The organism is Brevibacillus fluminis (genome assembly GCF_003710825.1).
GTDB lineage: Bacteria > Bacillota > Bacilli > Brevibacillales > Brevibacillaceae > Brevibacillus_D > Brevibacillus_D fluminis.
On record NZ_RHHQ01000029.1, the window covers coordinates 1 to 22,690 of the forward strand.

At 50.0% G+C, this 22,690-nt stretch carries 17 protein-coding genes; 9 read left to right on the top strand and 8 right to left on the bottom strand.

What is annotated here, in order from left to right; genetic code table 11:
• Positions 1-273: 273 nt before the first annotated feature.
• The 4 genes from EDM56_RS29530 (at position 274) to EDM56_RS29545 (ending at position 6,197) form a co-directional block, all read left to right on the top strand.
• On the top strand, positions 274-1,578 hold the full coding sequence (locus EDM56_RS29530; RefSeq protein ID WP_122921508.1) for a hypothetical protein: 1,305 nt from the start codon (positions 274-276) through the stop codon (positions 1,576-1,578).
• 318 nt (positions 1,579-1,896) lie between these two features.
• The gene (locus EDM56_RS29535) at positions 1,897-3,438 is read left to right on the top strand and encodes an AbgT family transporter (protein ID WP_122921509.1); all 1,542 of its coding nucleotides are present in this window, start codon (positions 1,897-1,899) and stop codon (positions 3,436-3,438) included.
• Between the two features lie 40 nt (positions 3,439-3,478).
• A complete protein-coding gene (locus tag EDM56_RS29540; protein ID WP_122921510.1) occupies positions 3,479-4,738 on the top strand; it encodes an amidohydrolase in 1,260 nt (419 codons plus the stop codon).
• Positions 4,739-4,793: 55 nt separating this feature from the next.
• Positions 4,794-6,197, top strand: a complete 1,404-nt coding sequence (locus EDM56_RS29545; RefSeq protein WP_122921511.1) for a M20 family metallopeptidase — start codon at positions 4,794-4,796, stop codon at positions 6,195-6,197.
• 146 nt (positions 6,198-6,343) lie between these two features.
• Here the strand turns inward: EDM56_RS29545 and EDM56_RS29550 are convergent, their stop codons facing one another.
• From EDM56_RS29550 to EDM56_RS29565, 4 genes are all read right to left on the bottom strand, one after another.
• Entirely contained in the window at positions 6,344-7,060 is a 717-nt protein-coding gene (locus tag EDM56_RS29550; protein WP_122921512.1) for a DUF421 domain-containing protein, read from the bottom strand.
• A 372-nt stretch (positions 7,061-7,432) separates the two neighbouring features.
• On the bottom strand, positions 7,433-7,738 hold the full coding sequence (locus tag EDM56_RS29555) for an NIPSNAP family protein (RefSeq protein ID WP_122921513.1): 306 nt from the start codon (positions 7,736-7,738) through the stop codon (positions 7,433-7,435).
• A 192-nt stretch (positions 7,739-7,930) separates the two neighbouring features.
• Positions 7,931-8,629 (bottom strand): DUF4386 domain-containing protein, encoded by a 699-nt coding sequence (locus tag EDM56_RS29560; RefSeq protein WP_122921514.1) that lies wholly within the window; start codon positions 8,627-8,629, stop codon positions 7,931-7,933.
• 715 nt (positions 8,630-9,344) lie between these two features.
• The gene (locus tag EDM56_RS29565) at positions 9,345-9,779 is read right to left on the bottom strand and encodes a GNAT family N-acetyltransferase (RefSeq protein ID WP_122921515.1); all 435 of its coding nucleotides are present in this window, start codon (positions 9,777-9,779) and stop codon (positions 9,345-9,347) included.
• A 1,002-nt stretch (positions 9,780-10,781) separates the two neighbouring features.
• Here EDM56_RS29565 and nfsA point away from each other — a divergent pair.
• Both nfsA and EDM56_RS29575 read left to right on the top strand, forming a co-directional pair.
• Positions 10,782-11,525, top strand: a complete 744-nt coding sequence (gene nfsA / locus EDM56_RS29570; RefSeq protein ID WP_122921516.1) for an oxygen-insensitive NADPH nitroreductase — start codon at positions 10,782-10,784, stop codon at positions 11,523-11,525.
• Between the two features lie 41 nt (positions 11,526-11,566).
• Positions 11,567-12,727: an iron-containing alcohol dehydrogenase family protein gene (locus EDM56_RS29575; protein WP_122921517.1), complete on the top strand. Its 1,161-nt coding sequence runs from the start codon at positions 11,567-11,569 to the stop codon at positions 12,725-12,727.
• A 55-nt stretch (positions 12,728-12,782) separates the two neighbouring features.
• On the opposite strand, the gene EDM56_RS29580 is transcribed toward EDM56_RS29575, so the two are convergent.
• Positions 12,783-13,397: a LysE/ArgO family amino acid transporter gene (locus EDM56_RS29580; RefSeq protein ID WP_122921518.1), complete on the bottom strand. Its 615-nt coding sequence runs from the start codon at positions 13,395-13,397 to the stop codon at positions 12,783-12,785.
• 214 nt (positions 13,398-13,611) lie between these two features.
• Between EDM56_RS29580 and EDM56_RS29585 the strand changes: the two genes are divergently transcribed.
• From EDM56_RS29585 to EDM56_RS29595, 3 genes are all read left to right on the top strand, one after another.
• Complete coding sequence (locus EDM56_RS29585; RefSeq protein ID WP_122921519.1) at positions 13,612-15,078, top strand: aminotransferase-like domain-containing protein; 1,467 nt, start codon at positions 13,612-13,614, stop codon at positions 15,076-15,078.
• 114 nt (positions 15,079-15,192) lie between these two features.
• Positions 15,193-16,929 carry an ABC transporter ATP-binding protein gene (locus tag EDM56_RS29590; protein WP_122921520.1) on the top strand — a complete coding sequence of 579 codons (1,737 nt, stop codon included), beginning with the start codon at positions 15,193-15,195 and terminating at the stop codon, positions 16,927-16,929.
• A 46-nt stretch (positions 16,930-16,975) separates the two neighbouring features.
• Positions 16,976-18,802 carry an ABC transporter ATP-binding protein gene (locus EDM56_RS29595; RefSeq protein ID WP_122921559.1) on the top strand — a complete coding sequence of 609 codons (1,827 nt, stop codon included), beginning with the start codon at positions 16,976-16,978 and terminating at the stop codon, positions 18,800-18,802.
• A 38-nt stretch (positions 18,803-18,840) separates the two neighbouring features.
• Here EDM56_RS29595 and EDM56_RS29600 read toward each other — a convergent pair whose 3' ends face one another.
• Genes EDM56_RS29600 through EDM56_RS29610 form a run of 3 tightly spaced genes read right to left on the bottom strand, consistent with a single transcriptional unit; the run spans position 18,841 to position 22,564 of the window.
• On the bottom strand, positions 18,841-20,004 hold the full coding sequence (locus EDM56_RS29600) for a Ger(x)C family spore germination protein (protein WP_122921521.1): 1,164 nt from the start codon (positions 20,002-20,004) through the stop codon (positions 18,841-18,843).
• Positions 20,001-21,479 (bottom strand): spore germination protein, encoded by a 1,479-nt coding sequence (locus tag EDM56_RS29605; RefSeq protein WP_122921522.1) that lies wholly within the window; start codon positions 21,477-21,479, stop codon positions 20,001-20,003. The genes EDM56_RS29600 and EDM56_RS29605 overlap by 4 nt, the downstream gene beginning before the upstream one ends.
• Positions 21,476-22,564 carry a GerAB/ArcD/ProY family transporter gene (locus EDM56_RS29610; protein ID WP_183192649.1) on the bottom strand — a complete coding sequence of 363 codons (1,089 nt, stop codon included), beginning with the start codon at positions 22,562-22,564 and terminating at the stop codon, positions 21,476-21,478. Before EDM56_RS29610 ends, EDM56_RS29605 begins: the two co-directional genes overlap by 4 nt.
• Positions 22,565-22,690 lie beyond the last annotated feature (126 nt).

A 22,690-nucleotide genomic window follows, 5' to 3' on the forward strand; every position in this document is an offset into this window, starting at 1 on the left:
CGGAGTGGGAAAGTCCGGCCCCGCGAAAAAAAGGGAAACTGCGCCTCAAAGCCACACGCTGCGCGGCGGGTGTATCTCAAAGATGATGTGAGGCGCTAAAGACGTTTCCCTTTTTTTCGCGGGGCCGGACTTTCCCACTCCGATGCAGGCATGTTCAGAGCGGAGCAGCGAGCTTTTTTCCCAAATCCGGCCTGACGGCCGCCACATAATTCCCCCCTCCCCTCATTTTTGCTATAATCAATCCAACAAGACCCAATTAGGAGTACCTCAGCTATGTACAGAATCGGTGTTGTCGGCCCGGCTCCTTCCGTCGGGCGCATCCTGGATGTTGCCAACGAGTTCGAGCATGAGATCGAATTTGTTTCGTTTATTTATGAAGATGCCAAGGAAGTAAACCAAATCGTGCAGGAGCATCAGCCATTCATGGACGGATGGTTTTTTTCCGGGCCGGTCCCTTATATGATTGCGCAAAAAGTGCTCAATTCGCAGGCGAACTGTATCTATTGCCCGTTTACGGGCGCGAATTTGTATCGGTGTTTTTTACAAATGTCCTTTGATCATAAGCAAGTGGTCCATAACGTATCAGTGGACATGGTCTATACAGAACTTATCGATTTGCAGGAATCCATGAATGAGCTGGGGATACCTGCGGAAGAGACTCATCTGATCACCTATGATGACCAGTACGACCCTGAGGCGATTGCCGAGTCGCATTTGCAGCTGTGGCACGCAGGCAAGACACAAGGTGCTTTTACGACACTGCACTCCGTGGAACGCCTTTTGCGAAGCGAAGGCATGCCGGTGTACCGGGTGCTCATGACCAAGATGGAAATCAGGCAAACGATGAAAATGGTGATCGAACAGGCAAAAAGCTCATATTTCAAAGACACACAAATCGGTGTGGAAATCATCGAGATCGAAGGCTTTGATGAGATCGCGGAGCGCTCCCATGCGCGCTATCATCTGCAGCATCTGGAATTAAAAATCAGGCAATCGCTTTTGCGCTTATGCGAAAAAGTGGACGGATCGCTCATGGAAAGCGGGAACGGACGATACAAAATTTTCAGCTCGCGCGGTGCCATCGAGCGGGAAATCGCTATGCTGCGCAGCACTGTGCACGAGCTTTCCCTCGAAGCAGAAGTTCCCGTCGCAGTGGGAATCGGGTTTGGCGATACGGCCTATTCAGCGGAAAGCCATGCACGCAAAGCGATACAGCATGCAAAAGGCAAGGAAGAGATGAACATCGTGATCGTGCAGGAAGACGGCGCCATCATCGAGTCAGTCGGGGAAAAAGAGGAGCTCGCGTATATGGCGCGCTCCGTTGACCCTGACCTTTTAGCCAAGCTGAACAAAGCGAATGTCAGCATCAAAACGTACAATAAAATCGAGGCGCTGGTTCAGCGCATGGGCTGGCACACCTTTACCTCGTCTGATGTTGCCTCTCAGCTTGCGATGACCGTACGAAACGTTCAACGCATCATGGGTAGCCTGAGTGAAATTGGACTGGCCTATACCAAAGGAGAAGAACTCCAATCCTCGCGAGGCAGACCCAAAAAAATTTATAGCTTACGACCGTAAACACCCGACCGAAACGGGTGTTTTTTTCTTTGACTAGTTGAAATAACGCCTGTCCCATCCATGTTTTTCATCTGTCGGAAAACAAAAAATTATAAATATGTTGAAATTCTTTTACTAAGACCATATAATTTATTTAACGAAAATTTCTCTTTATATTCGTATAATTGTGTTGGGAGGGAATGCTGACAACAGGGGATACTCACGAAAGCAGCGCGTGCATTTTTTCTTTTCTTGTAATCGTTTACAAAGAACAAAACCCGGTTTAAAAACAAGAAACGTAAAAACAAAGGAATCTGATTTGGGGTTAGGGGGATTGCGATGAGCGTCGGACATGTAAACGCAAAGGTGCAAGATACAGGCTCACAAGCAACAGGACTTTTGAAATGGGTCGAGCGAGTAGGGAACAAGCTGCCCAATCCATTCATGCTGTTCGTGTATTTGATCGTCATTTTGATGCTTCTGACAGCTTTCTTATCGATTTTCAACGTGACGGCTGTCGATCCGATTAAAAACGAAACGGTTCACGTGAAAAACTTGCTTAGCAAAGAAGGGCTTCAATGGATTTTCCCCAACATCATCAAAAACTTCTCCGGATTTTTGCCGCTCGGGTCCATTTTGACGCTGATGCTTGGGGTAGGGCTGGCCGAAAAGGTCGGGCTTCTGGAGACCGTCATCCGAAAAATGTCGTTGCGCGTCTCCGCGCGTTATGCGAGCTACCTTGTCGCATTTATCGCGTTTTTCAGCCATATCGCTTCTGATGCGACCTTCGTCATCATGCCGCCGCTCGGAGCGCTGATTTTTCTGGCGGTCGGGCGCAATCCGATCGCAGGGCTGCTTGCGGCGATCGCGGGCGTCGGATCCGGCTTTTCGGCGAACATTTTGATTGTCACAACTGATGTGTTGCTTTCGGGTATCAGTTCGGAAATTTCCAAGGGAGTCAATCCGGCTATCACAGTCAGTGTGCTGGACAACTGGTTTTTCATGGCAGTCTCGGTATTGCTTCTGACTGCTCTGATCGGGTTCATCACGGACAAGTTCATTGAGCCAAAGCTCGGTGTATACCATGCGTCTGATAAGCACCAGTTGGAGAAACTGACCGAGCAGCAAAACAAAGCGCTGAAGGCAGCTGGTATCGCTGCATTGCTCTTCATCGCAATCATCGCCGCACTGGTCGTTCCGGCGAACGGGCTGCTGCGCGATCCGAAACTGGGAACGATCGTTCCTTCGCCATTCATTTCCGGTATCGTGCCGATCATCCTGCTGTTTTTCTTGACGGTTTCCATCACATACGGGATCAAAATCGGCGTGATCAAAAAACAAAACGACATTCCGGAGCTGTTGACCGGACCGATGAAAGGGATGGCTGGCTTCATCGTCATGGTGTTCCCGCTGTCGCAGTTCGTCGCCTTTTTTAACTGGAGCAACATGGGTAGCTTTCTTGCCCTGTCGATTACGGATGTGCTGGAAAAAACGAATTTGACCGGAGCGCCGGTTTTCATCGGTCTGATGTTTTTGTCCGCGTTCCTCTGTATGTTTATCGCCAGCGGATCGGCGATCTGGTCGCTGTTGGCACCTGTGTTTGTCCCGATGTTCATGGCGCTGGGCTATCATCCGGCATTTGCCCAGGTGGCCTTCCGGATCGCGGATTCATCCGTTCTGCCGTTTGCCATCGTCTCGCCGTTCATTCCGCTGTTCCTGAACTTTTTGCAGGAATACAAAAAGGACGCCAAGCTGGGGACGTACTATTCATTAATTTTGCCGTATCCAATCGCGATTTTCGTTTGTTGGACATTGCTGTTGGTCGTCTGGTACTTCCTCGGATTGCCAATCGGACCTGGCGTTTATCCAAAGCTCTCCTAACCAACAGGAGAGCTTGGTGAAAAAAAGGAGAGGGTTTTACATGGTAGACATCATTGCCATCAGACGTGATTTGCATCGTCACCCGGAGGTAGGGTTCACGGAATTTCGTACCGCCTCCCGGGTGGTTGAAATACTGAAGTCGCTCGGATATGACGTGATTTATGGAAAAGATGCGCTGGATGGCGCTTCCCGCAGAGGGGTGCCTTCCGAACAAAAACTGGAGGAAGCCTATCAGCGGGCGCTTGCACATGGCGCGAATTTGCAGATCGTCGAACAGATGCGCGGCGGCTACACGGCCGTTATCGGGGTACTGAAAGGGAAGGAGGCGGGACCGACCGTAGCGTTCCGCTTCGATATGGACGCCTTGCCGGTACCGGAGTCTACCGATGACGACCACCTCCCGCACGCGCAAGGATTCCGTTCCACATTTGAAGGCAATATGCATGCCTGCGCGCATGACGGTCATACCGCTATCGGGCTCGGCTTGGCTGAGAAGCTGGCAGATCGCAATTTTGCTGGAACGATCAAGCTGATTTTCCAGCCTGCCGAAGAGGGCGTACGCGGTGCCTATGCGATTGTGCAAAAAGGGTTGCTCGACGATGTCGATACACTGTATGGCTTCCATCTCGGTACGAACGTGCCGCTTGGCGAGGTACACGGCGGCTCGACCGGTTTTTTGGCGACAACCAAAATGGAGGCACACTTTTACGGCGTGTCTTCCCATGCCGGGGCGACCCCGGAGAAAGGGCGCAATGCCTTGCTGGGGGCAGCGACCGCACTGCTCAACATCCATGCGATTCCGCGCTTCAGCACCGCCGATACTCGCGTCAACGTCGGCGTTCTTGAAGGAGGAACAGCTGCCAATATCATCGCAGAGTCGGCCAAGCTGATTGTCGAGACGCGTTCAGAATCAGAAGAGATCAATCAAGATCTGGAGCAGCGAGTGCGTACGATCATCGCACACAGCGCAGCCATGCACGAGCTCGAACATTCAATTGAAGTCATTGGCAGTGCGATTCCAATCACGAATGATTCCGAGCTTGCCCATCTTGCGATCGGAGAAGCAAAGCAAGTAGAAGGCTTTACCAGCTTCAAGGAGACTGCTGCCAATTCGATCGGCAGTGAGGATTGCAGCTTCATGATTAAGCGTGTGCAGCAGCGTGGCGGCAAAGCAACGTACATGATTATTGGGACGGATATTCCCGCCCCTCACCATCATCCCAAGTTCGATATCCAGGAAGAGGTATTGCCGCGTGCGGTCGAGCTGCTGGACCGGATCGCTCGTCGGATCGCCAAATAAATCGAGCGATTTTGCCACTGGAATGGAACATGCGAGTTAGGAGAGGAGAGTTACCATGAACTACATGAAAAACATTGCTGAGCTGATCGAACAAAAAAGAGAGACCTTTATCAAGGTGAGCGATCAGATTTGGGAGTTTGCAGAAACGCGATTTGAAGAATTTCGCAGTGCTGAGCTGCTCTGCAAGACATTGGAGGAGGAAGGCTTCGCCGTTTCGCGCGGTGTCGGCGGCATCGAGACGGCATTCATCGGCAGCTTTGGAAGCGGCAAGCCGGTTGTCGCCATCCTTGGCGAGTTCGATGCGCTGTCCGGAATGAGCCAGAAGCGCGCATCCTCCGTGCAGGAGCCAGAGGTACCAGGGGCAAATGGACATGGCTGTGGTCATAATTTGCTCGGCACCGGCTCCCTTGCCGCGGCGGTCGCGGTGAAAGCATATATGGAAGAAAACAACATCAAGGGAACGGTTCGTTATTATGGATGCCCGGGGGAGGAAGGTGGCTCCGGGAAAACCTTCATGGCGAAGGCGGGCCTGTTTGATGATGTCGATTTTGCGCTTTGCTGGCATCCGATGGGCTATAACAGCATCATGGCGATGCATTCGCTCGCCAATTATCAGGTTTATTTCAAATTTAAAGGTAAAAGCGCGCATGCTGCAGCAAGCCCGCATTTGGGTCGCAGTGCGCTCGATGCTGTCGAGCTGATGAACATCGGCGTCAACTATTTGCGCGAGCATATCATCCAAGAAGCGCGCGTTCATTATGCCGTCACCAATGCCGGTGGATTCTCCCCCAATGTTGTGCAAGCCAATGCGGAGGTGCTTTATCTGGTCCGGGCGCCGAAGGTCAGCCAGGTTCAGGAAATTTATGAACGTGTCTGCAACATCGCGAAAGGAGCGGCGCTGATGACCGGGACAGAGGTCGAAATCGTGTTTGACAAGGCTTGCTCCGATCTGGTTCAAAACCAGGTCATCGAACAGGTGATGTATCGGAATTTCCAGGAGCTCGGCGTTCCAGAATTTGACGAACAAGAGCTGGCATTGGCGAAAGAAGTGCGCGCGACACTCTCCAAGCAGGAATGGGAAAGCTCCTCCACCATGCAAGGTGTGCCGGACCGCGATCTGGTCAACTGGCTTACAGCCTATGACGGCGGTACGGTTCCGCTGAATGGGTCCACCGATGTCGGCGATGTCAGCCGCATTACGCCGACTGCACAGTGCACCACTGCCTGCTTTGTCAACGGCTCGACGCTCCACTCCTGGCAGTGGGTCGCCATTGGCGGCACCTCCATCGGACATAAAGGCATGCTACACGCAGGAAAAGTGCTCGCCGCGACAGCGGTGGACATGCTGAAAAACCCGGACCGCATCGAGCAAGCGAAAGCCGAGCTGCAAGAGCGATTGGGCCATGCGCCTTACGTATCGCCGATTCCGGATGGAGTCAAACCTTCGGCAAAAAAATAAGAGAGCCGTATAAAAGGGGAGGAATCGATTCCTCCAAAGCTTTCATGAAGCAAGGGATAGCACAAAAGCTATCCCTTTTTCTATCGACAGATCAACTTGTCCCGAAAACATTGAATGTTCCGTGCGTGCTTCCGATAGGTAACAACTTAATGATGATACTCACGAGAATTTCCTTTTTTATCGACAATCACCGATCCGTCTTCTTGTAGTTCAGCATAAAAGACTTCCTCTAATGAATGAACACCATGTTTGGCTAGCTCCTGGTAAAGCCATTCCTTACTCAGGTTAAATTCCTTGAGATTCTTCTCAACAATTTGGCTATCTACAATGAGTTCCGATGGAAAAACGTTCACGGCTGGTTTTTTGATCTGTAAGTCATCTCTTGATACAGACTCAGCACCTTTCGTTTTCATGATACTTAGTTGGCCATTCGGTTCGAGTATCGCATAGGCAACATCTTTAATCGAAAAAACGTTCTCTTTCCGCAGCATCATGCTCAAATCATCCATGTTAAGCCTACTTTGAGCCATCGCTTCTTCCAGGATTTCACCTTTTTTTATTACAATTGTCGGCTGGCCATCCAATAAAACTCTTGCTTTAGTCGATTTCAGGCTTACATATTCTACGAAAATGGTTAGTAGCACCCACAAAGAAAGAGAAAGAAGACCTTCGTAAAAATTGACATTTTGTTCGATCACCATAGTGCCGGTAATGGATCCAATGGTAATACCCGTTACGTAGGTAAAGAAAGTCACATTGCTAAGCTGTTTCTTCCCGAGAATTCTTGTTAGAACTAAGATAACGACGAATCCGGAGAGTGTTTTTATGATTGTTTCAAGAAAATGAAAATCGGGTCCCATCATTTACCCTCCAATTGGAAGTCTGATGGTAGTATGACCATTTCAATCAAGATTACTTCCAATGCGCGATCGGTTTTGTCTCAATCGTTACTGAAAGCAGCTGCGCGTACAGGGGCAGTTAACCTGCTGCTTATACTGATAAATTGGAAAAAATAAACTCCTCCGAAATTGGAGGAGCTTGCAACGAACTAAATTGGCGCTACTCGAACCAACCGAAACGCACATCTGATGAAACTCGTCAAGTGCAGGGGGGCGTTCTATAATCTCAAATGACATATAACTCCTCGCATTCAACTTTTCTATGTCTGAGGAAATAACTTCATTTGAGACACCCCCTAAATGTTGACTTCATAAGATGGGCTAGATAGTAAGGTTTTATTCAAGTACTGGGCGTAGGAAACTTCTTTCGTAGCTGATAATGCACTTCGTTTTTTCTGCGAGGGTAAACGCTTTCTTGCAATCTTCATCGACAAGGATTTTCTTGCGATAGCCTTCGTATTCAGCCAAACTTGGGAAGCTGAAAAGGGCATAGGCGATGTTATTGGCCCCTTCATGAGGTAGAAAATAACCGTGATGATGTCCGCCAAACTTATTGACGAGAGGAATCCACATTTTTGCATACTCTTCAAAAACATCAACTTGGTATGGATCGATTACATATTTCAAATAACAAGTGACCATGTTTCCACTCCCTAGACTGTTATTTTGCTGTTGGCACCAAAAAAGGGGCTTTTAGCAGGTTTGTTTTCCGTTGAAAAAATTTCTAGATTGACTGAAGATCATTAAACTACGGGCAACATGTTTAGTTGTTTTATCCCAAAAACTTTCTGATTTATTCATTTCAGTTACACCTTCTTCTTTCGAGCATCCAACTTAATTGGATATAGTATCCTGTTCCGTTGGGTCGAATCCTTTCATGATTAGCCATAAAGCCAAAACCAATTGTTGAAAGGCTATTGGAATGTTCAACATCAAGTAGATTGCATCTAGACCAATGAAGCTTAACATAAATAATAAGCTTGCCAATATGGACATTGTAGACCCAATAAGACCCGAAACTGACAACCAACGTGGAACTAATTTGGTTTGGTAAAATATGCGGTTAAACAAGAACATAGCCAAAACAAATGCCAGTGTCGTTGCCACATGGTTCACCAAATCACGTCCTTCCCGTAACAATCCACCCAAGGTCTGAAAATACGATACATTCAGAGTTCCGAATTGTGCAAATTCGTTACTTACTGTCAATAGTAACAGAAGAATGATTACACCAATAATAATGAACACACCCGCAATGATGCCGAAAGCAACAGATCCAAGAGCTAAACCTTTATTATGCTTACTTACTATCGGATACATCAAAATAGGAATACCAACATATGCAACAACCATTAACAACTGGAAAAACGCTCCTGTTAGGACCTGATTTTCATTTTTAGAAGCCATGACAAGGTAGTCTGCTCCATCTATAACAGGAACAACACTAAATATACCTGTAACCAACCCGCTGATTAATAACGCTCCAGTAATTACTGCAGACCTTCTACCTGAATTTGTACTCTTCCTCAACATAGTTAACCTCCTAATAATACCCAAAACTTGGCAGATGTTTGCAGAATGTGCAAATCCAGAGGTCAAAGAAGTAGCGATGATTACATTTCCTCATTTACGACTGGTATCGGCATTGCGATGTGGTTCATCCACTTGGCTCAGTGGGTATTGTCGATTAGATTAATCAATCCAGCCGTTGTACCAGTTTTTCCACGTTTTATTGCTTATCATCACGACACCGGGAGCAGCACCAGAATGAAGGAACCCCAAAAACGGAAGGTGTTGGGGGCAGCCGGTGCGGAGGAGATCTCAAAAAGGTAATTAATCCTATTTGTAATATCGCAGTAAATGTCTAATCTGCAAGCATTACCTAAAAATTGTTCAAAGCTCGTTGATCCTGAAATAACTCTTTCAATAAGATCGAGTTTCATACAGTATATGAATAGTCCCAATTACGGTTTTTTTTGCTTGGCTTTTGGTGGTTGGTGAAAAAATATATAATAGGCAGTATGAAAATGTAGACTGACGATCTGTCATTAAGGTGAAGGGAAGGGTAGCAGAAGAATACGAACGTATTTAACGATATCTCAATTAAGTAAAATCCTCATCTAGGTAAGTAATATTTTTGAGCTGCAATGAGGCAAGATTCGTACGAAGGGTTTAGGGATTCACCAAAGAAACGAGTAAAGATCTACTATCAATCAGTTTAACACAATGCTCATTATGTTTAGGCAACTTACGAAAGGCGTGCCATAATTTCACCCCATGGAGCTTTACCAAGAACTTTGAATCCTAATGTTTGATATAGAGTGGCAGCTGCTTGGTTGTCAGGGTGATAGGCTACCATGATATGTGTGGTATCAGGCTTTGCTTTGATTCTGTCAATTACCTGTTTCATGGTTTCAATTCCGTAACCTTTGCCTTGGTGACTGGAATCGATCATAAGTCTATAAATCCAGTATTGCGAATCGTCAGGATCTATCCCAAACATCACAAATCCAACCATTATTTCATCTTTGTACACGGCAAGTGTTTCGAAATTCGGTAAAAATTTTGACTGTGCCAAGGAATATAGATTTGAGGCGATAAATTGTTTTTGATCTTCACGGGGCTGTAACTCAATGCATTCTTCCCAGTTTTCAGAAGTTACTTCCTTGAGAATAAGATTCATTAGGATATCTCCGTTTGCTTTATTTTGGGAAATTATAGCACACAGCTTGCTGTCGAAATTTGATATTTACTAAATGTGTATTTTGAAAGTAGTCAAGAAATGTACCAATTGTAGCCCAGACGTAATAAATTGCAGTCTCTATAATTTGTACCTTTTCTTTCAAGGTAAGTTGAAAGATCTTCAAATGCTTCTAGGCTAATCTCGGCATCAGGTTGCCAACACGCTTCACATTTCAGTCGTTTTAGCAACAAATGATAATTACCAGTTTACAACAATTTCAAGTTAACACAACGGTAATTTTGGAAAGTACAAGAGAAGCCGTTAGTAACGGTGAAAAAAATACCATACCAAGATAGGTGAGGTAAAAAGTTATTTAAATTACTGGTGGTCCAACCGTTACTGTATTGTCCATATTTTGGTAACAAGTAGCCTTGATTCGGATCGTGTAAGTACCAGCTGGAAAGGGTAGCATTACGAAAATTGTAACAATACCAATATCGTTGATGTGGCAGGAGTAATATCAGTAAATGTTACACCATCGGTATGTATTGGAAACTTTGGATTTTAGATCTCCAGTCCTCATTAACCGTATAACTGAGTAGAATGGGCGCTCCTTGAGGAACTGTCCCTGAAAACGTAACGGTTGGTGGTACTAAAACGCTATTCTCGTCTTCCGCTTTCTCTAAATCTCGGCTTTATAACGAGCCTACACCGTGCGGGCTACTTTCATCGCACATGTCGTTCCATCAATTGTAAAATCTCTTTCCTCTCCTATTGGAATTTACTTATTTTCCTAATAGGTATTATCGCCAATATATTTCAGAAATCTCCCGATCAGCAAAAAAATCAGACAAATTTGAGGCTACTTTAAGGTGGTTTCATTTGCTACACATCACACGACTTTACAGCTAGTATACTTCCGTACACCCTCACAATTGTAGCCTCTTCATCTACTCTGCTATCATAAAAAAAAAGACAAGCATCCCGATAGGAGTGAACCAGATGAACGAAACGATCTCACTACTGATGAACCACCGTTCCATCCGCAAATACAGCACACAGCAACTGACTGAAGAACAACTCCAAACGATGATCGCGGCTGCGCAAATGGCTTCAACCTCCAGCAACGTCCAGGCATACAGCGTCATCGCCGTGACCGATCCGGCGAAGAAACAGCAATTGGCTCGTTTGGCTGGCAATCAGGCGTACATCGTGGAGTGTCCGGTTTTTCTCGTTTGGTGTGCCGATTTGTATCGGTTGAAAGTGAGCACCGCTGCCTATACGGAAGGCAACGATACGTATGAAGATTCAACGGAAAACTTCCTCGTCGCCTCGATGGACGCAGCCCTCGCAGCGCAAAATGCAGCTGTGGCGGCGGAGTCAATGGGACTTGGCATCGTGTATATCGGTGGCATCCGTAACCAAATTGCTCAGGTGTCTGAGCTACTAGAATTGCCGGAGCTGGTTTATCCGGTGTTTGGCATGTGCGTAGGCTATCCGGACCAGCAGCCTGGCCAGCGACCACGCCTTCCGCAAGAAGCTGTGCTGCACCGCGATGCCTATGACGCAGCCAAAACCGTTGAGCAGGTGAAACACTACGATGAAACGATGGTCGCGTACTTGCGCGAGCGGACAGGCGGCGAGAAGTCGACCCCGTGGTCCGAAATCATGGGGGATCGCTTGGCAAAACCAACACGTATGCATATGAAATCATTTTTGGAAGGAAAAGGCTTTATGCGCAAATAAAAAAAGGGCGATCGTGCCATACAAACAAGGGAGAGGTTCGGATGAATTCCTATCGTTATCATTGCGCGACTCAAATTGAAATGGGACTGGGGAAAACGAAAGAGCTGCCAGCGCTTTTGGAAGCTCTATCAATCGGAACGTCCCTTTTGCTGGTTAGCGACCCCGGCGTTATCCGCGCCGGACTTGTTGAACCGATCCAGACTGCGCTTGAAAAGGCGGGCTACCGTGTTGCCGTCTTTGATGCGCTCAAACAAAATCCGCGCGATATGGATTGCTTAGCAGGCGCGGAACTGTTCCGCGAAAGTGGTGCAGAAGCCGTGGTGGCTATCGGTGGTGGCAGCGCGATGGACACGGGAAAAACGATCGCACTGTGCGGACCCAATGGCGGCACCCCAGCTGATTACGCGGATGGACAGCGAGTCTATGAAAAGGTAGCCCCGATCATATGCGTGCCGACGACAGCGGGTACCGGATCGGAGGTCACCCGCTCGGCGGTGATTACGGAAGAATCGACCCATCGCAAAATGACACTGAAGCACGCGGCGCTGCGCCCTGTTTTGGCTGTGCTCGATCCGGCGCTTACGTTCAGTGTTCCCGCTTCCGTAACGGCAGCAACCGGCGTTGATGCCTTGGTCCATGCGATTGAAGGCTATACCTGTAAGGTGACCAACCCGATCTCCCAAGCGCTTGGCGCCCGTGCGATGCAGACGATTGTTCCCGCTCTTCCTCTAGTTTTTCAGGATGGCAGCAATGCGGAAGAGCGCTATGCGATGATGGAAGGAAGCTTGCTTGCAGGATTGTGCTTCGGCTCAGCAGATGTGGCCGCTGTCCATTGCCTCGCGGAAGCGTTGGGAGGCTTGTACGATACGCCACATGGCGTCGCTAATGCTGTCTTTTTGCCGCACGTCCTGCGCTTCAACGCCGAGGAAAACAAGCCGATGCATGCAGGGCTTGCGCGCATCATGGGCTTTGCCCAAGACCAAGATGATGAACAGACGGCAGTGGACAAGCTGATTACCGGGATTGAGGAATGGACAAAAGGCTTGCAAATCCCGTCGTTGCGCGAACTGCCAGGCGTGTGTGAAGCGGACTTCCCGCGAATCGTGGAGCTTTCCATGCTGAACGGCTCGACGCCAAGCAATGTCAGAACGGTTACGTCGGATGATTATATGACGATTTTGCAAAACGCCTACAAGCAATAGTAGTAACAAAAAAGCCGACTTCTCCCAAAAGAGAGAAGCCGGCCTTTTAATTCTATTATGACGCAAAAAGCGTCCACAGCATCATCAGCGAAACGGCCCAAATGATCACTGCCGAGCATTTGTTGAGCACGACCATCAGTTTACCCGACGAATCGATCCGGCCGACCAAGCGACCTGCCAATGCTAGTGAAAAAAACCAGATCCATGACACGGCGATGCAGGAAATGGCGAAGGCCCAGCGTTCCTGTCCCGCATACTGCAGCGAGCTGGTGCCGATGACTCCGATGGTGTCGAGGATCGCATGCGGATTGAGCAGCGAGACAGAAGCGGCGAAGGCGATCTGCTTTTTCCATGAGTAGACTTCCTTTTCCTCCTGGATCATGCGGGGCTTGCTGTTCCACGTGATCCAGCCCATATAAACCAGAAACACAAAACCGGCCAAGAGCAAGATGGTCTTTACCCAGGTACTGGCGAGAACCAACACCGACACACCGGTGATTGCCAGTGTAATCAAAAGCGTATCGCACAGCGAAGCTGTCAAAATGACTGGTAACGCGCGCCAGTACGAGCGCTGATAGGCTCCTTGCTGAAAGATGAAAACGTTTTGTACACCCAGCGGCAAAATAAGGCCGAAAGATAAAACGATGCCGTGAAAAATAATCGTCCACACGGTAAATCAAACCTCCTGTTCGTTCAGTACGGTCTTAAGTGTAAAAAAAAACGGGCCGTTTGTCTCCGTCCAAATGGATGGTTTCTCACCCAACCAAGTTTGCTATAATTGAAAGGAGTATACGCACGAAAGAAAAGCTTTCTAAAACCGTACGCATGCGATTCAGCTATGTACAACGGTCAGAAGAAACCAACCATAGAGGGGAGTATCGCTGATGATTACGGTCGACTGGAAGCCAAACCGCTTTTCGCCTGTCCCAATCCAAAAACAGATCGAGCAATTCATCAAAGAAAAGATCGTCAACGGGGAATGGACGATCGGTACCAAGCTGCCGTCGCAGCGTGCGCTGGCGCAAGCGTTTGATGTGAACCGGAGCACTGTCGTGGCGGCATTGGATGAACTGACGGCGGCAGGCTTGCTTGCGGGCAATACGGGAGGCGGGACGCGTGTGATCAACACGACGTGGAGTTTGCTAGCCTCCGTCTCGCCAACCAATTGGAATGCGAATGTGGAGCTTGGCATTCATCCGCCCAATTTGCCCACCATACAGGAGATCAACCACGCCGAATTCCGTTCGGGAATCATCCGGCTCGGAACCGGGGAGCTTTCCCCCAGCCTTCTGCCCGCAAGCGAACAAATGCAGCAGCTGTTTGCGCGACAAGCGGCACGACCGATCCCACTTGGCTATCAGGAGGCAAAAGGCGATTCGTTTTTGCGCGAACAGATTGTCCAGCGTCTTAAAAAAGAGGGAATCGCGACCTCGCCAGATAGCGTGCTGATCGTGTCGGGGGCGCTGCAGGCGTTGCAGCTGATCGCCATCGGCTTGCTGAAAAAAGGCTCGACGGTCCTGCTGGAAAACCCGTCGTACTTGCATTCGCTCCATGTGTTCCAATCCGCAGGTATGAAGCTGCAGGGCGTGCCGATGGATCCGGACGGCTTGCAGGCAGAGCTCTTGCCCGCCTACCAAAAGCAGTTCAAGGGCGCTATTCTTTATTCCATCCCGACCTTTCACAATCCGACCGGGAACGTAATGCCTGCAAAGCGGAGGGAGGAGCTTTTGCGCGTTTGCGACGAGCAGAGTCTGCCGATCATCGAGGATGACGTGTACCGCGACCTGTGGCTTGATGAAAGACCACCGTGTCCGATCAAGGCTGGCGACAAAAACGGCAATGTGCTCTATCTCGGCAGCATGTCCAAGTCGGTAAGCCCAGGTTTGCGAATCGGTTGGCTCGTTGGTCCTCAGCCCGTCATTGAACGGCTGGCGGACATCAAAATGCAGATCGACTACGGTGCGAGCTCTCTCTCCCAATGGGCGGCGGGCGAATGGATTGCAAGCGGGGCATACGACCAGCGGCTTGCTGTAATCCGTGAACAGCTGCGCGTGCGCCGAGCGTGTATGCTGAATGCTTTGGAGCGGAATTGCCGTGACCTTGCTAGCTGGGATTACCCGACAGGCGGGTTTTATGTATGGCTGCGGATGCATGAGGCGATCCCAATGAAAACGTTGTTTGATCGGGCTCTTTCGGCCGGTATCCTGCTCAACCCCGGCCATTTGTACGATCGTCAAGAATTCGGTGCGCTCCGCTTATCCTACGCCTACGCTTCGCTGGAAGAATTGCAGCAGGGGATCGCTGCCCTCGCCGATATCATCCGATCGCTCGGCGCTACTGGGAGGACATAGACGACAGATGCTTACTTCTTTATGTGATAAACACGGATTTTTTGCATTATGATGAAGACGTAGAGAGGAACGACTGATACGGCGCATTCGCTGAAGGAGAAGGAGAGCGTATAGATGGGATATTTACGTAAATATGCAAGTAAATACGGTGGGCGGTTTCTGCTCGCGGTTCTGTTCGTGACCATGGAGGCGCTGGCAGACCTTTTACTGCCGACCATCATGTCACAAATCATCGATGTGGGCATCGTCCAGCAGCGCACCGATTACGTGTTGAAAATGGGCAGCCTGATGCTTTTGATCACAGCGGGCAGCGCGGTGATGGCAAGCGGACGTAACTTCATTTCAAGCATCGTGTCGCAGCGATTCGGCAATGAGCTCCGCGCCGACTTATACCGTAAAATCCTCAGCCTGCCGTTTGAGAGCATGGATAAGCTGGATCGAGCTTCATTGGTGACACGACTGACCAATGACGTGACACAGGTGCAAAACTTCGCCAACGGGCTGATGCGGATTTTCGTTAAATCACCGATCATCTGCATCGGCAGCCTGATCATGGCGACACGGCTCAATCCGCATCTGGCAACCGTACTGGCTATTGTTGTACCGGTGGTGGCAATCTTGATCGCGTTCAACATGAAGGTGGGCTTTCCACGCTTTTTGAAAGTGCAAGCAGCCTTGGACCAACTCAATCGCGTCACGAGAGAATACTTGTCAGGCGTACGAGTGGTCAAGGCGTTCAACCGTTTTGACTATGAGGTGCAAAAATTCGCAGGATACAATGAAGAGTTCCGTTCGCGATCGGTGAATTCCATGCGGGTGATGAATGTGTTCAGCCCGGCGATCATGCTGACCGTGAATTTCGGCATTATCGCCATCCTGTGGATGGGTGCATTGCGCTTGGATTCCGGCCAAATGCAAGTAGGGCATATCGTAGCGTTCATCAACTACATGACCCAAATCCTCTTTTCGCTGATGGTCATCTCGATGGTGTTCACCATGTTTGTACGCGCTCGGGCCTCCGCTGGCCGAATCGGCGAAGTTTTTGCTCAGCACGCGAGTGACCGGACAGAAGGGAGCGTGCAAGCCTCGTCTAGTGAGGATGGGACGCGTGGTCGGATCGATTTCCAAAACGTTTCTTTTGCGTACGCGGATTCACCTGAATCCCCGGTTGTGCGCAATGTCAGCTTTACATGTCTACCTGGTCAAACGATTGGCTTGATCGGTTCGACCGGTTCGGGGAAAAGCAGTCTGATCAGTTTGATCCCGCGTTTTTACAAGGCCAGCGAGGGGCGGATTTTGGTGGATGGCGTTGACGTCGCGCAGATGGATACGGGCAGCCTGCGTGATAAAATCGCAGTCGTACCGCAAAAGACAATCTTGTTCACCGGAACTGTCACGGAGAATATACGCTGGGGGAAAGAAGACGCCACGGAGGCTGAAATCAGACAGGCTGCCGAAATTGCGGAAGCCCATCCATTCATCGCCTCCTCGTCGGAAGGGTATCAAACCCGGATTGGCCAAGGCGGTGTTAACTTCTCCGGTGGTCAAAAGCAGCGGCTGTCCATTGCGCGGGCATTGGTTCGCAAGCCGGACATATTGATACTGGACGACTGCACCAGCGCGTTGGATGCGACGACGGAGGTGCGGATCAAGTCGGCGCTTAAGACATATGCAAAAGGGCTTACATGCATCATGATCGCCCAGCGCATCACCTCGGTGATAGACGCGGACAAAATCATCGTGCTCGATCAGGGGCAGGTTGTCGGGATGGGTACCCATGAAGAGCTATTGAAGGCGTGTACCGTGTATAAGGAAATTTACCGGTCGCAAATCGGACGGGAGGTATCGTAGTTTGGCAGCAAACCATCAGAGTACAAATACTCCTCCACCGCCGCCGATGCCTAGCGGCTTGGGTCGACCCGGCTTTGCCCGTGCAGGTCGCGGGGGACCGGTGCAAAAGCCGAAAAATTTGAAAGGTACGCTCAAGCGTCTATGGCTTTACATTGGCACGGAAAAGCGCTGGCTTTCCGTCATTTTCGGCGTCATCTTGATCGATTCTGTCCTGACGTTATTTGGCCCGTATCTGATCGGGCTGGCAGTCGACGCGATCGGGGGAAAAGCGGGTCATGTACAGTTTGGGCTGCTGCACATGCTGCTGATCGGGCTTGCCTGTGTCTATGTCGGTGATGCCATTCTCACGTTTGGCCAAGGCTGGATGATGGCTGGCGTGTCGCAGCGGATCGTAGCGAAGCTGCGGTACGCTCTGTACACCAAGCTGCAAAAGCTGCCGCTCTCCTACTTTGATACCCACAGGCACGGTGAAGTTATGAGCCGGCTATCCAACGATATCGACAATGTCAGCCAAACGCTTTCTCAGGCGACCGCCCAGCTGATGTCTGGCGTGGTGGCGATCGGCGGTTCGCTTGCGATGATGATCTGGCTAAGCCCTCTCTTGACGTTGGCGAGCTTGATCACCGTGCCGTTGGTCATGCTGCTGGCACGTACGATCACAAAGCGGACCAGCATTTTGTTCAAGGAACAGCAGGTGCAACTTGGCCAACTGAATGGCCATGTCGAGGAAACGATTTCCGGTATGGAAATGGTTAAGGCATTCAATCATGAACAGAAAGCGATCCACGAGTTCGAGGAAGTGAACGAAAAACTGTATCGCGTTGGAGTCAAGGCGCAGATTTGGTCCGGTTTTCTCATGCCGATCATGGGCGTCATCAACAACATCGGGTTTGCTGCCATCGCGCTTGCAGGCGGAGCGATGGCAGCGAACGGCATGATTACCGTTGGCGTAATCGCGAGCTTTATCAGTTATTCCCGTCAGTTCGTCCGACCGCTCAATGACATTGCGAATATTTACAATGTACTCCAATCAGGGGTAGCTGGCGCAGAGCGGGTTTTTGAAGTTATCGATGAGAGCGAGGAGACGGAAGATGCCCCGGACGCAAAAGAGATGAGCGAGCCGAAAGGAGAAGTCGTTTTTGACCGCGTTTCGTTCGGTTACCGACCAGAAGCCCCGATATTGAAAAACATCAGCTTTGTTGCCCGGGAAGGCACAAGCACGGCATTTGTCGGTCCGACCGGCGCTGGCAAAACGACCATCATCAATCTGTTGACTCGGTTTTACGATGTAACTGAGGGGCGCATAACGATCGATGGCGAGGATATTCGCCGTTATTCGCGCGACAGCTTACGTAAAGGCTTTGGGATCGTGCTTCAGGACACATACCTGTTTTCCGGCACAATCAAAGAAAATATCAAGTACGGCAGGCAGGATGCCACTGATGAAGAAGTGGAGGCAGCAGCGGTACTGGCGAATGCCGATGCGTTTATCAAACGGCTTCCGCGCAAGTATGACACCATGCTGTCCGAGAACGGGGGCAATTTGAGCCAAGGACAGCGGCAGCTTCTAGCCAGCGCGCGCGTTATGTTGGCCCAGCCGTCCATTCTGATTCTCGACGAGGCGACGAGCAGCATCGATACGCGGACAGAGGTTCATATACAGGAGGCGCTGCTACGAATGATGCAAGGCCGCACGAGCTTCATCATCGCACACCGCCTGAACACGATTCGCGAGGCGGATACGATCATGGTGATCGATGGCGGCGAAATCGTGGAGCAGGGAAGCCATGAGCAGCTGATGGCACAAAAAGGCATCTATTACGACATGTTTTATAAACAGCTCCAGCAAACGGAACGAAAAGCTGCCACATGATGGGCGGCTTTTTCGTTTTCCGTATTTTCTACCTGTAATCAGTACTCCCGCTTCGGCTCTTCCTTGTCGCGCAGCATGCCTGAGTCGATGATCTTCACATTCACCTCGATTGTATCCAACGCATAATCAGACAAGCGCTTCTTCCCGTTGGCAGTTAGCTTGCTCCATTGTGCAAAGGCGTCGTGATAGAGCGTATGCTCCAAGCTTAACAGATCTACGCCGTCCTTCTTTCCCAGTAGAACGGTTTGTTCGATTGCCGCTCGGATGTCTTTTGCGGCTTCTTCCTGGAAAGCAGCGACGCCAAGCTCCTGAATGACTTCGGAAATCCTTGCTTTGCCTTTGATGGTAATGTTGAATCGCGGGGCACCAGGTTTGTTCGCTGGCTTGATGTGCCCCTTGACATGCTCAACAGTGATGACTGCGATGGGTCTGCCGTTCTTTTTCAGCGTAAGATGGGAGGACGTAGGTCCTTTTTGGAGCCAGCGCAGGCCGGATACTTGCGATTTGGCGATCCACTTGCCAAGCTTGTCTTGATGCAGGGCGAAGATCCCATCAAGCTCCAATTTGGGATCCGGCTCTCCCTCACGTTTCCATGTGTTCGTATTGATGTGCAGGGAGGGCAAAAGAATTGTGTACCCAGGTTCCTTTTGCTGAGCAAGCACCTTATACAGCCGAATCGGGCGAATGTAGGAATCCTGTCGGTAGATGTCTTCCGGCTGATGGAGTATCGAGGCCAGCGGCGACAAATTGAAAAATGGAGTCACTGAAAATAGCTTATCGAGCGGTTCTTTCGTACCAAAGACCCACTGGGTTAGCCGGGTTTCCCCGAACCGAGTCAGCCCGTCGAAAAAATCACCCATGCCTTTGACAAGCGCAGCCTCTGTGAACACGATGGCATTGATATGCCCCCAATAAATGCGCTGCTGCGAGGTTTTATACAGATTAGTCAAGGCGGTGTTGATGGTTTCCCCTTCTTCATGTCCCGACCAGACTGGGGCAACCGCGCTCATCTTCCCGCCTTCCTGCTTGGCGATATTAGAGAAGTCCAACACTTGTCCATAGACGACGTAATGTCCGTCTCGAAAATCGAAGCCGAGAGCAGTAATATAGTTCGAAAACTGGATCGACTTCATATCCCAGCAGCCGCTGAGAACGGGCGCAAGCGAGATTAAAAGAAAAGTCATGCGCAGCCAGCGCTTCATCGCGAACCATCACCTCTGCGGGTAGGGTCTTGCGTATGCAAAAAGGAAGGGCGGCGGTTGCGTTTCGTCCATGGCTTCCCGAACGAGGAAGTCATGATCTCCCAGAATTTGATCGGCGACAGCGGAGCGAGATAGGGCACACCGAACGATTCAAGCGATGATAAATAAAGTGCCAGCCCCATCAGCGCCAGCATAAAGCCATACATGCCAAAAAGGGCCGATAAGATGAGAATGATAATCCGCAAGACAGAAATGGAGCCAGTGAGCGATTGGTTGACCAGCGTGAACATGGATATGGTTGAAATGGACGTGATCACGACGGTCACCGGGCTCGTAATCCCGGAGCGAATGGCGGCATCGCCCACAATCAGACCGCCGACGACCGTTACCGTCTGCCCAACTGCCTTCGGCAGCCGCATCCCGGCTTCGCGGAACAATTCAAACAGGCCGAGCATCAGGAAAAAATCCATCGGACCGGAAAACGGGAGCCCTAGCCGCACGGACGCAATGGTTGCGAGCAAAGGGAAGGGGATCTGATCCAAATTGAAAGCGGACACAGCGATCCAGAAACCAGGCAAAAAAATCGAAACGATTAAGCCGGCAAACCGCATCAGACGCTCAAAAAAGACGTAATAAAAGGGAAAATGCGCATCCTCGGGCGATTTAAGCAGCAAGGTCAGGTTTGCAGGCGCGATGATTGCCATCGGCGAGCCTTCCACGATGATGGCAAAACGGCCGCGTAGCAAGGCGTCGACGACATAATCGGGTCGGCCGATGTATTCGAACAGCGGTAACAGCGATGACGGATGATCGGACAAGCCTTCCTCCAGTTGGCCACTAGCGAGCAAGCCGTCGACATCGAGTGCCAAGAGACGCTGTCTTGCTTCTTCAACAATTTCCATCCGTATGATGTCGTGAATGTACAGCAGCGCAACATTCGTGTGGGAACGCGTGCCGATGATGAATTTTTCGTAGCTCATCGATTGGGTTTTCAGCCGTTTGCGGATGAGAGCGACATTGGTTACGATGCTTTCCGTCAAGGCATCCCGCGGGCCTTTCAGCGAGACCTCTGAATTCGACTCCTCAGGGGACCGGTTTGGCGGATTGGCGATGTCGAGCGCAAAAAGGAGCTGTGGCCCCTCGAATAACAGCAGCAGTTCGCCGGAATAGAGATCCAAGGTGACGGTTTCGAGCATGTCTGGGCCGTCCTGTATTTCGACGAGCTGCAGCGTGCGATGCTTGGTGATTGAGGCACTGTCAACCCGCTCAAGCGTTGCCATCATGTCATGCAAGCGGGGAAGCACGAATTCATCGATTTTTTCCGATTGCGCCATTCCTTCGCAATACAACAGCACAACCTTTTGGGGTGCGGTATCGGTCTCGAATAGGAAGGAGGAAATGTTGACATCGGCGGCATTGGCAAACATAGAGCGAAATGCTTGCTCATCGAGATCGTGAAGTGAGACCTTCTTCATGACTTGTGATCCTCCGTTCCTTTTGCCAGCATCACCAGCGCGAATAATAGCAGTCCTACGAAAAGGATCAAGCCAAATGAGATCGGAAAGTAAAAGTACTCCAGCCGTTTCAAAAAATTACTGTCGCTTTCCGGAATCATGATGAATCCCAGGAAAAGTGCACAAATCACGATCAACGTGTAGGTTTTCGCCCGCTTGCTCGCTAGCCCGATGATGTCGAGGGTAAGATACAGCATGAGCGAGGTCCGAATAAAGGCACCGGAAATCCATTGATAGATTGAAAAAAAATCAAGATGCGAGATGAATTTTCCCAGTGTCACCATACGCCATTGTTCAAACGCAGGATACCGCATCATGGCTGCCTCGAACGGTCCGAAGATCGCGATCGCGCCTGTTAAGGGGCCGATGGTGAGCACAACCAGAATAAACGACAAAAGAAACAGCGCGAGCGGCTTGATCGGTTTGGACACGTGGTGCTGGATAAACAGAATGAACATGATTTCAAACAAGCTGCTCATCGTGTACAACATCGCTGCAATCGTTGGCCCATAGCCATGTGTGAACACGGGCAGTAAGAGCGAATAATCCTTCACCTGGAAATTGGCAGCCGCGACGAAATCGCCGAATACGATGACGGCCGGTAGCAGCAGGCCTGCGGAAAGTGCGATTGCGCGAATCCCTTTTTGTGCCGCTAAAAAGCAGATGCCGATGAACGTCAGCGCCACAATAATCCGAGGGGTTCGAGGTAGATAGGTGACTTGCGACCAGGTAACCAGATCGCGAAAACTAATCAAGGCCATGAGCGAAAATTCGCAAGCCATCAGCCCGGAGATGATCAGCCACAGAAATTTTCCGTAACGAATCTCGATCCATTCCATCAGGTTTCGGCCACGCAGTTTTTTTAGCATCATCAGCAAAAGCATGCCCCAAAGGAGCAGCGGAATAGATGCGAGTAGGCCGCCAACCCATGCATCGCGCTTGGCGACATGTAGAAGAATGGGAATGAGTAATACATGGTTGGAAATGCCGATGGAGAGCATCATCGTGCAATACAGCAGCATCGGTGAAATTCGCTTATGAATCATACCTACACTCCCAAGAGATTGTCGCATTCGGTTCTGTTGTTAGAATGTACCAGTCCAGGGGTTTTTATGAAGGTGGGAAACCGCTCACGAATTGTGGTTACGGGAAAAATCAGCCATAATGAAAGG

Coding starts and splice junctions, on each gene's coding strand:
- EDM56_RS29600 (WP_122921521.1), bottom strand. CDS start 20,004: ATGAAGCGCTGGCTGCGCATGACTTTTCTTTTAATCTCGCTTGCGCCC.
- EDM56_RS29545 (WP_122921511.1), top strand. CDS start 4,794: ATGAACTACATGAAAAACATTGCTGAGCTGATCGAACAAAAAAGAGAG.
- EDM56_RS29550 (WP_122921512.1), bottom strand. CDS start 7,060: ATGATGGGACCCGATTTTCATTTTCTTGAAACAATCATAAAAACACTC.
- nfsA (WP_122921516.1), top strand. CDS start 10,782: ATGAACGAAACGATCTCACTACTGATGAACCACCGTTCCATCCGCAAA.
- EDM56_RS29560 (WP_122921514.1), bottom strand. CDS start 8,629: ATGTTGAGGAAGAGTACAAATTCAGGTAGAAGGTCTGCAGTAATTACT.
- EDM56_RS29555 (WP_122921513.1), bottom strand. CDS start 7,738: ATGGTCACTTGTTATTTGAAATATGTAATCGATCCATACCAAGTTGAT.
- EDM56_RS29540 (WP_122921510.1), top strand. CDS start 3,479: ATGGTAGACATCATTGCCATCAGACGTGATTTGCATCGTCACCCGGAG.
- EDM56_RS29565 (WP_122921515.1), bottom strand. CDS start 9,779: ATGAATCTTATTCTCAAGGAAGTAACTTCTGAAAACTGGGAAGAATGC.
- EDM56_RS29575 (WP_122921517.1), top strand. CDS start 11,567: ATGAATTCCTATCGTTATCATTGCGCGACTCAAATTGAAATGGGACTG.
- EDM56_RS29605 (WP_122921522.1), bottom strand. CDS start 21,479: ATGAAGAAGGTCTCACTTCACGATCTCGATGAGCAAGCATTTCGCTCT.
- EDM56_RS29595 (WP_122921559.1), top strand. CDS start 16,976: ATGCCTAGCGGCTTGGGTCGACCCGGCTTTGCCCGTGCAGGTCGCGGG.
- EDM56_RS29610 (WP_183192649.1), bottom strand. CDS start 22,564: ATGATTCATAAGCGAATTTCACCGATGCTGCTGTATTGCACGATGATG.
- EDM56_RS29530 (WP_122921508.1), top strand. CDS start 274: ATGTACAGAATCGGTGTTGTCGGCCCGGCTCCTTCCGTCGGGCGCATC.
- EDM56_RS29535 (WP_122921509.1), top strand. CDS start 1,897: ATGAGCGTCGGACATGTAAACGCAAAGGTGCAAGATACAGGCTCACAA.
- EDM56_RS29585 (WP_122921519.1), top strand. CDS start 13,612: ATGATTACGGTCGACTGGAAGCCAAACCGCTTTTCGCCTGTCCCAATC.
- EDM56_RS29590 (WP_122921520.1), top strand. CDS start 15,193: ATGGGATATTTACGTAAATATGCAAGTAAATACGGTGGGCGGTTTCTG.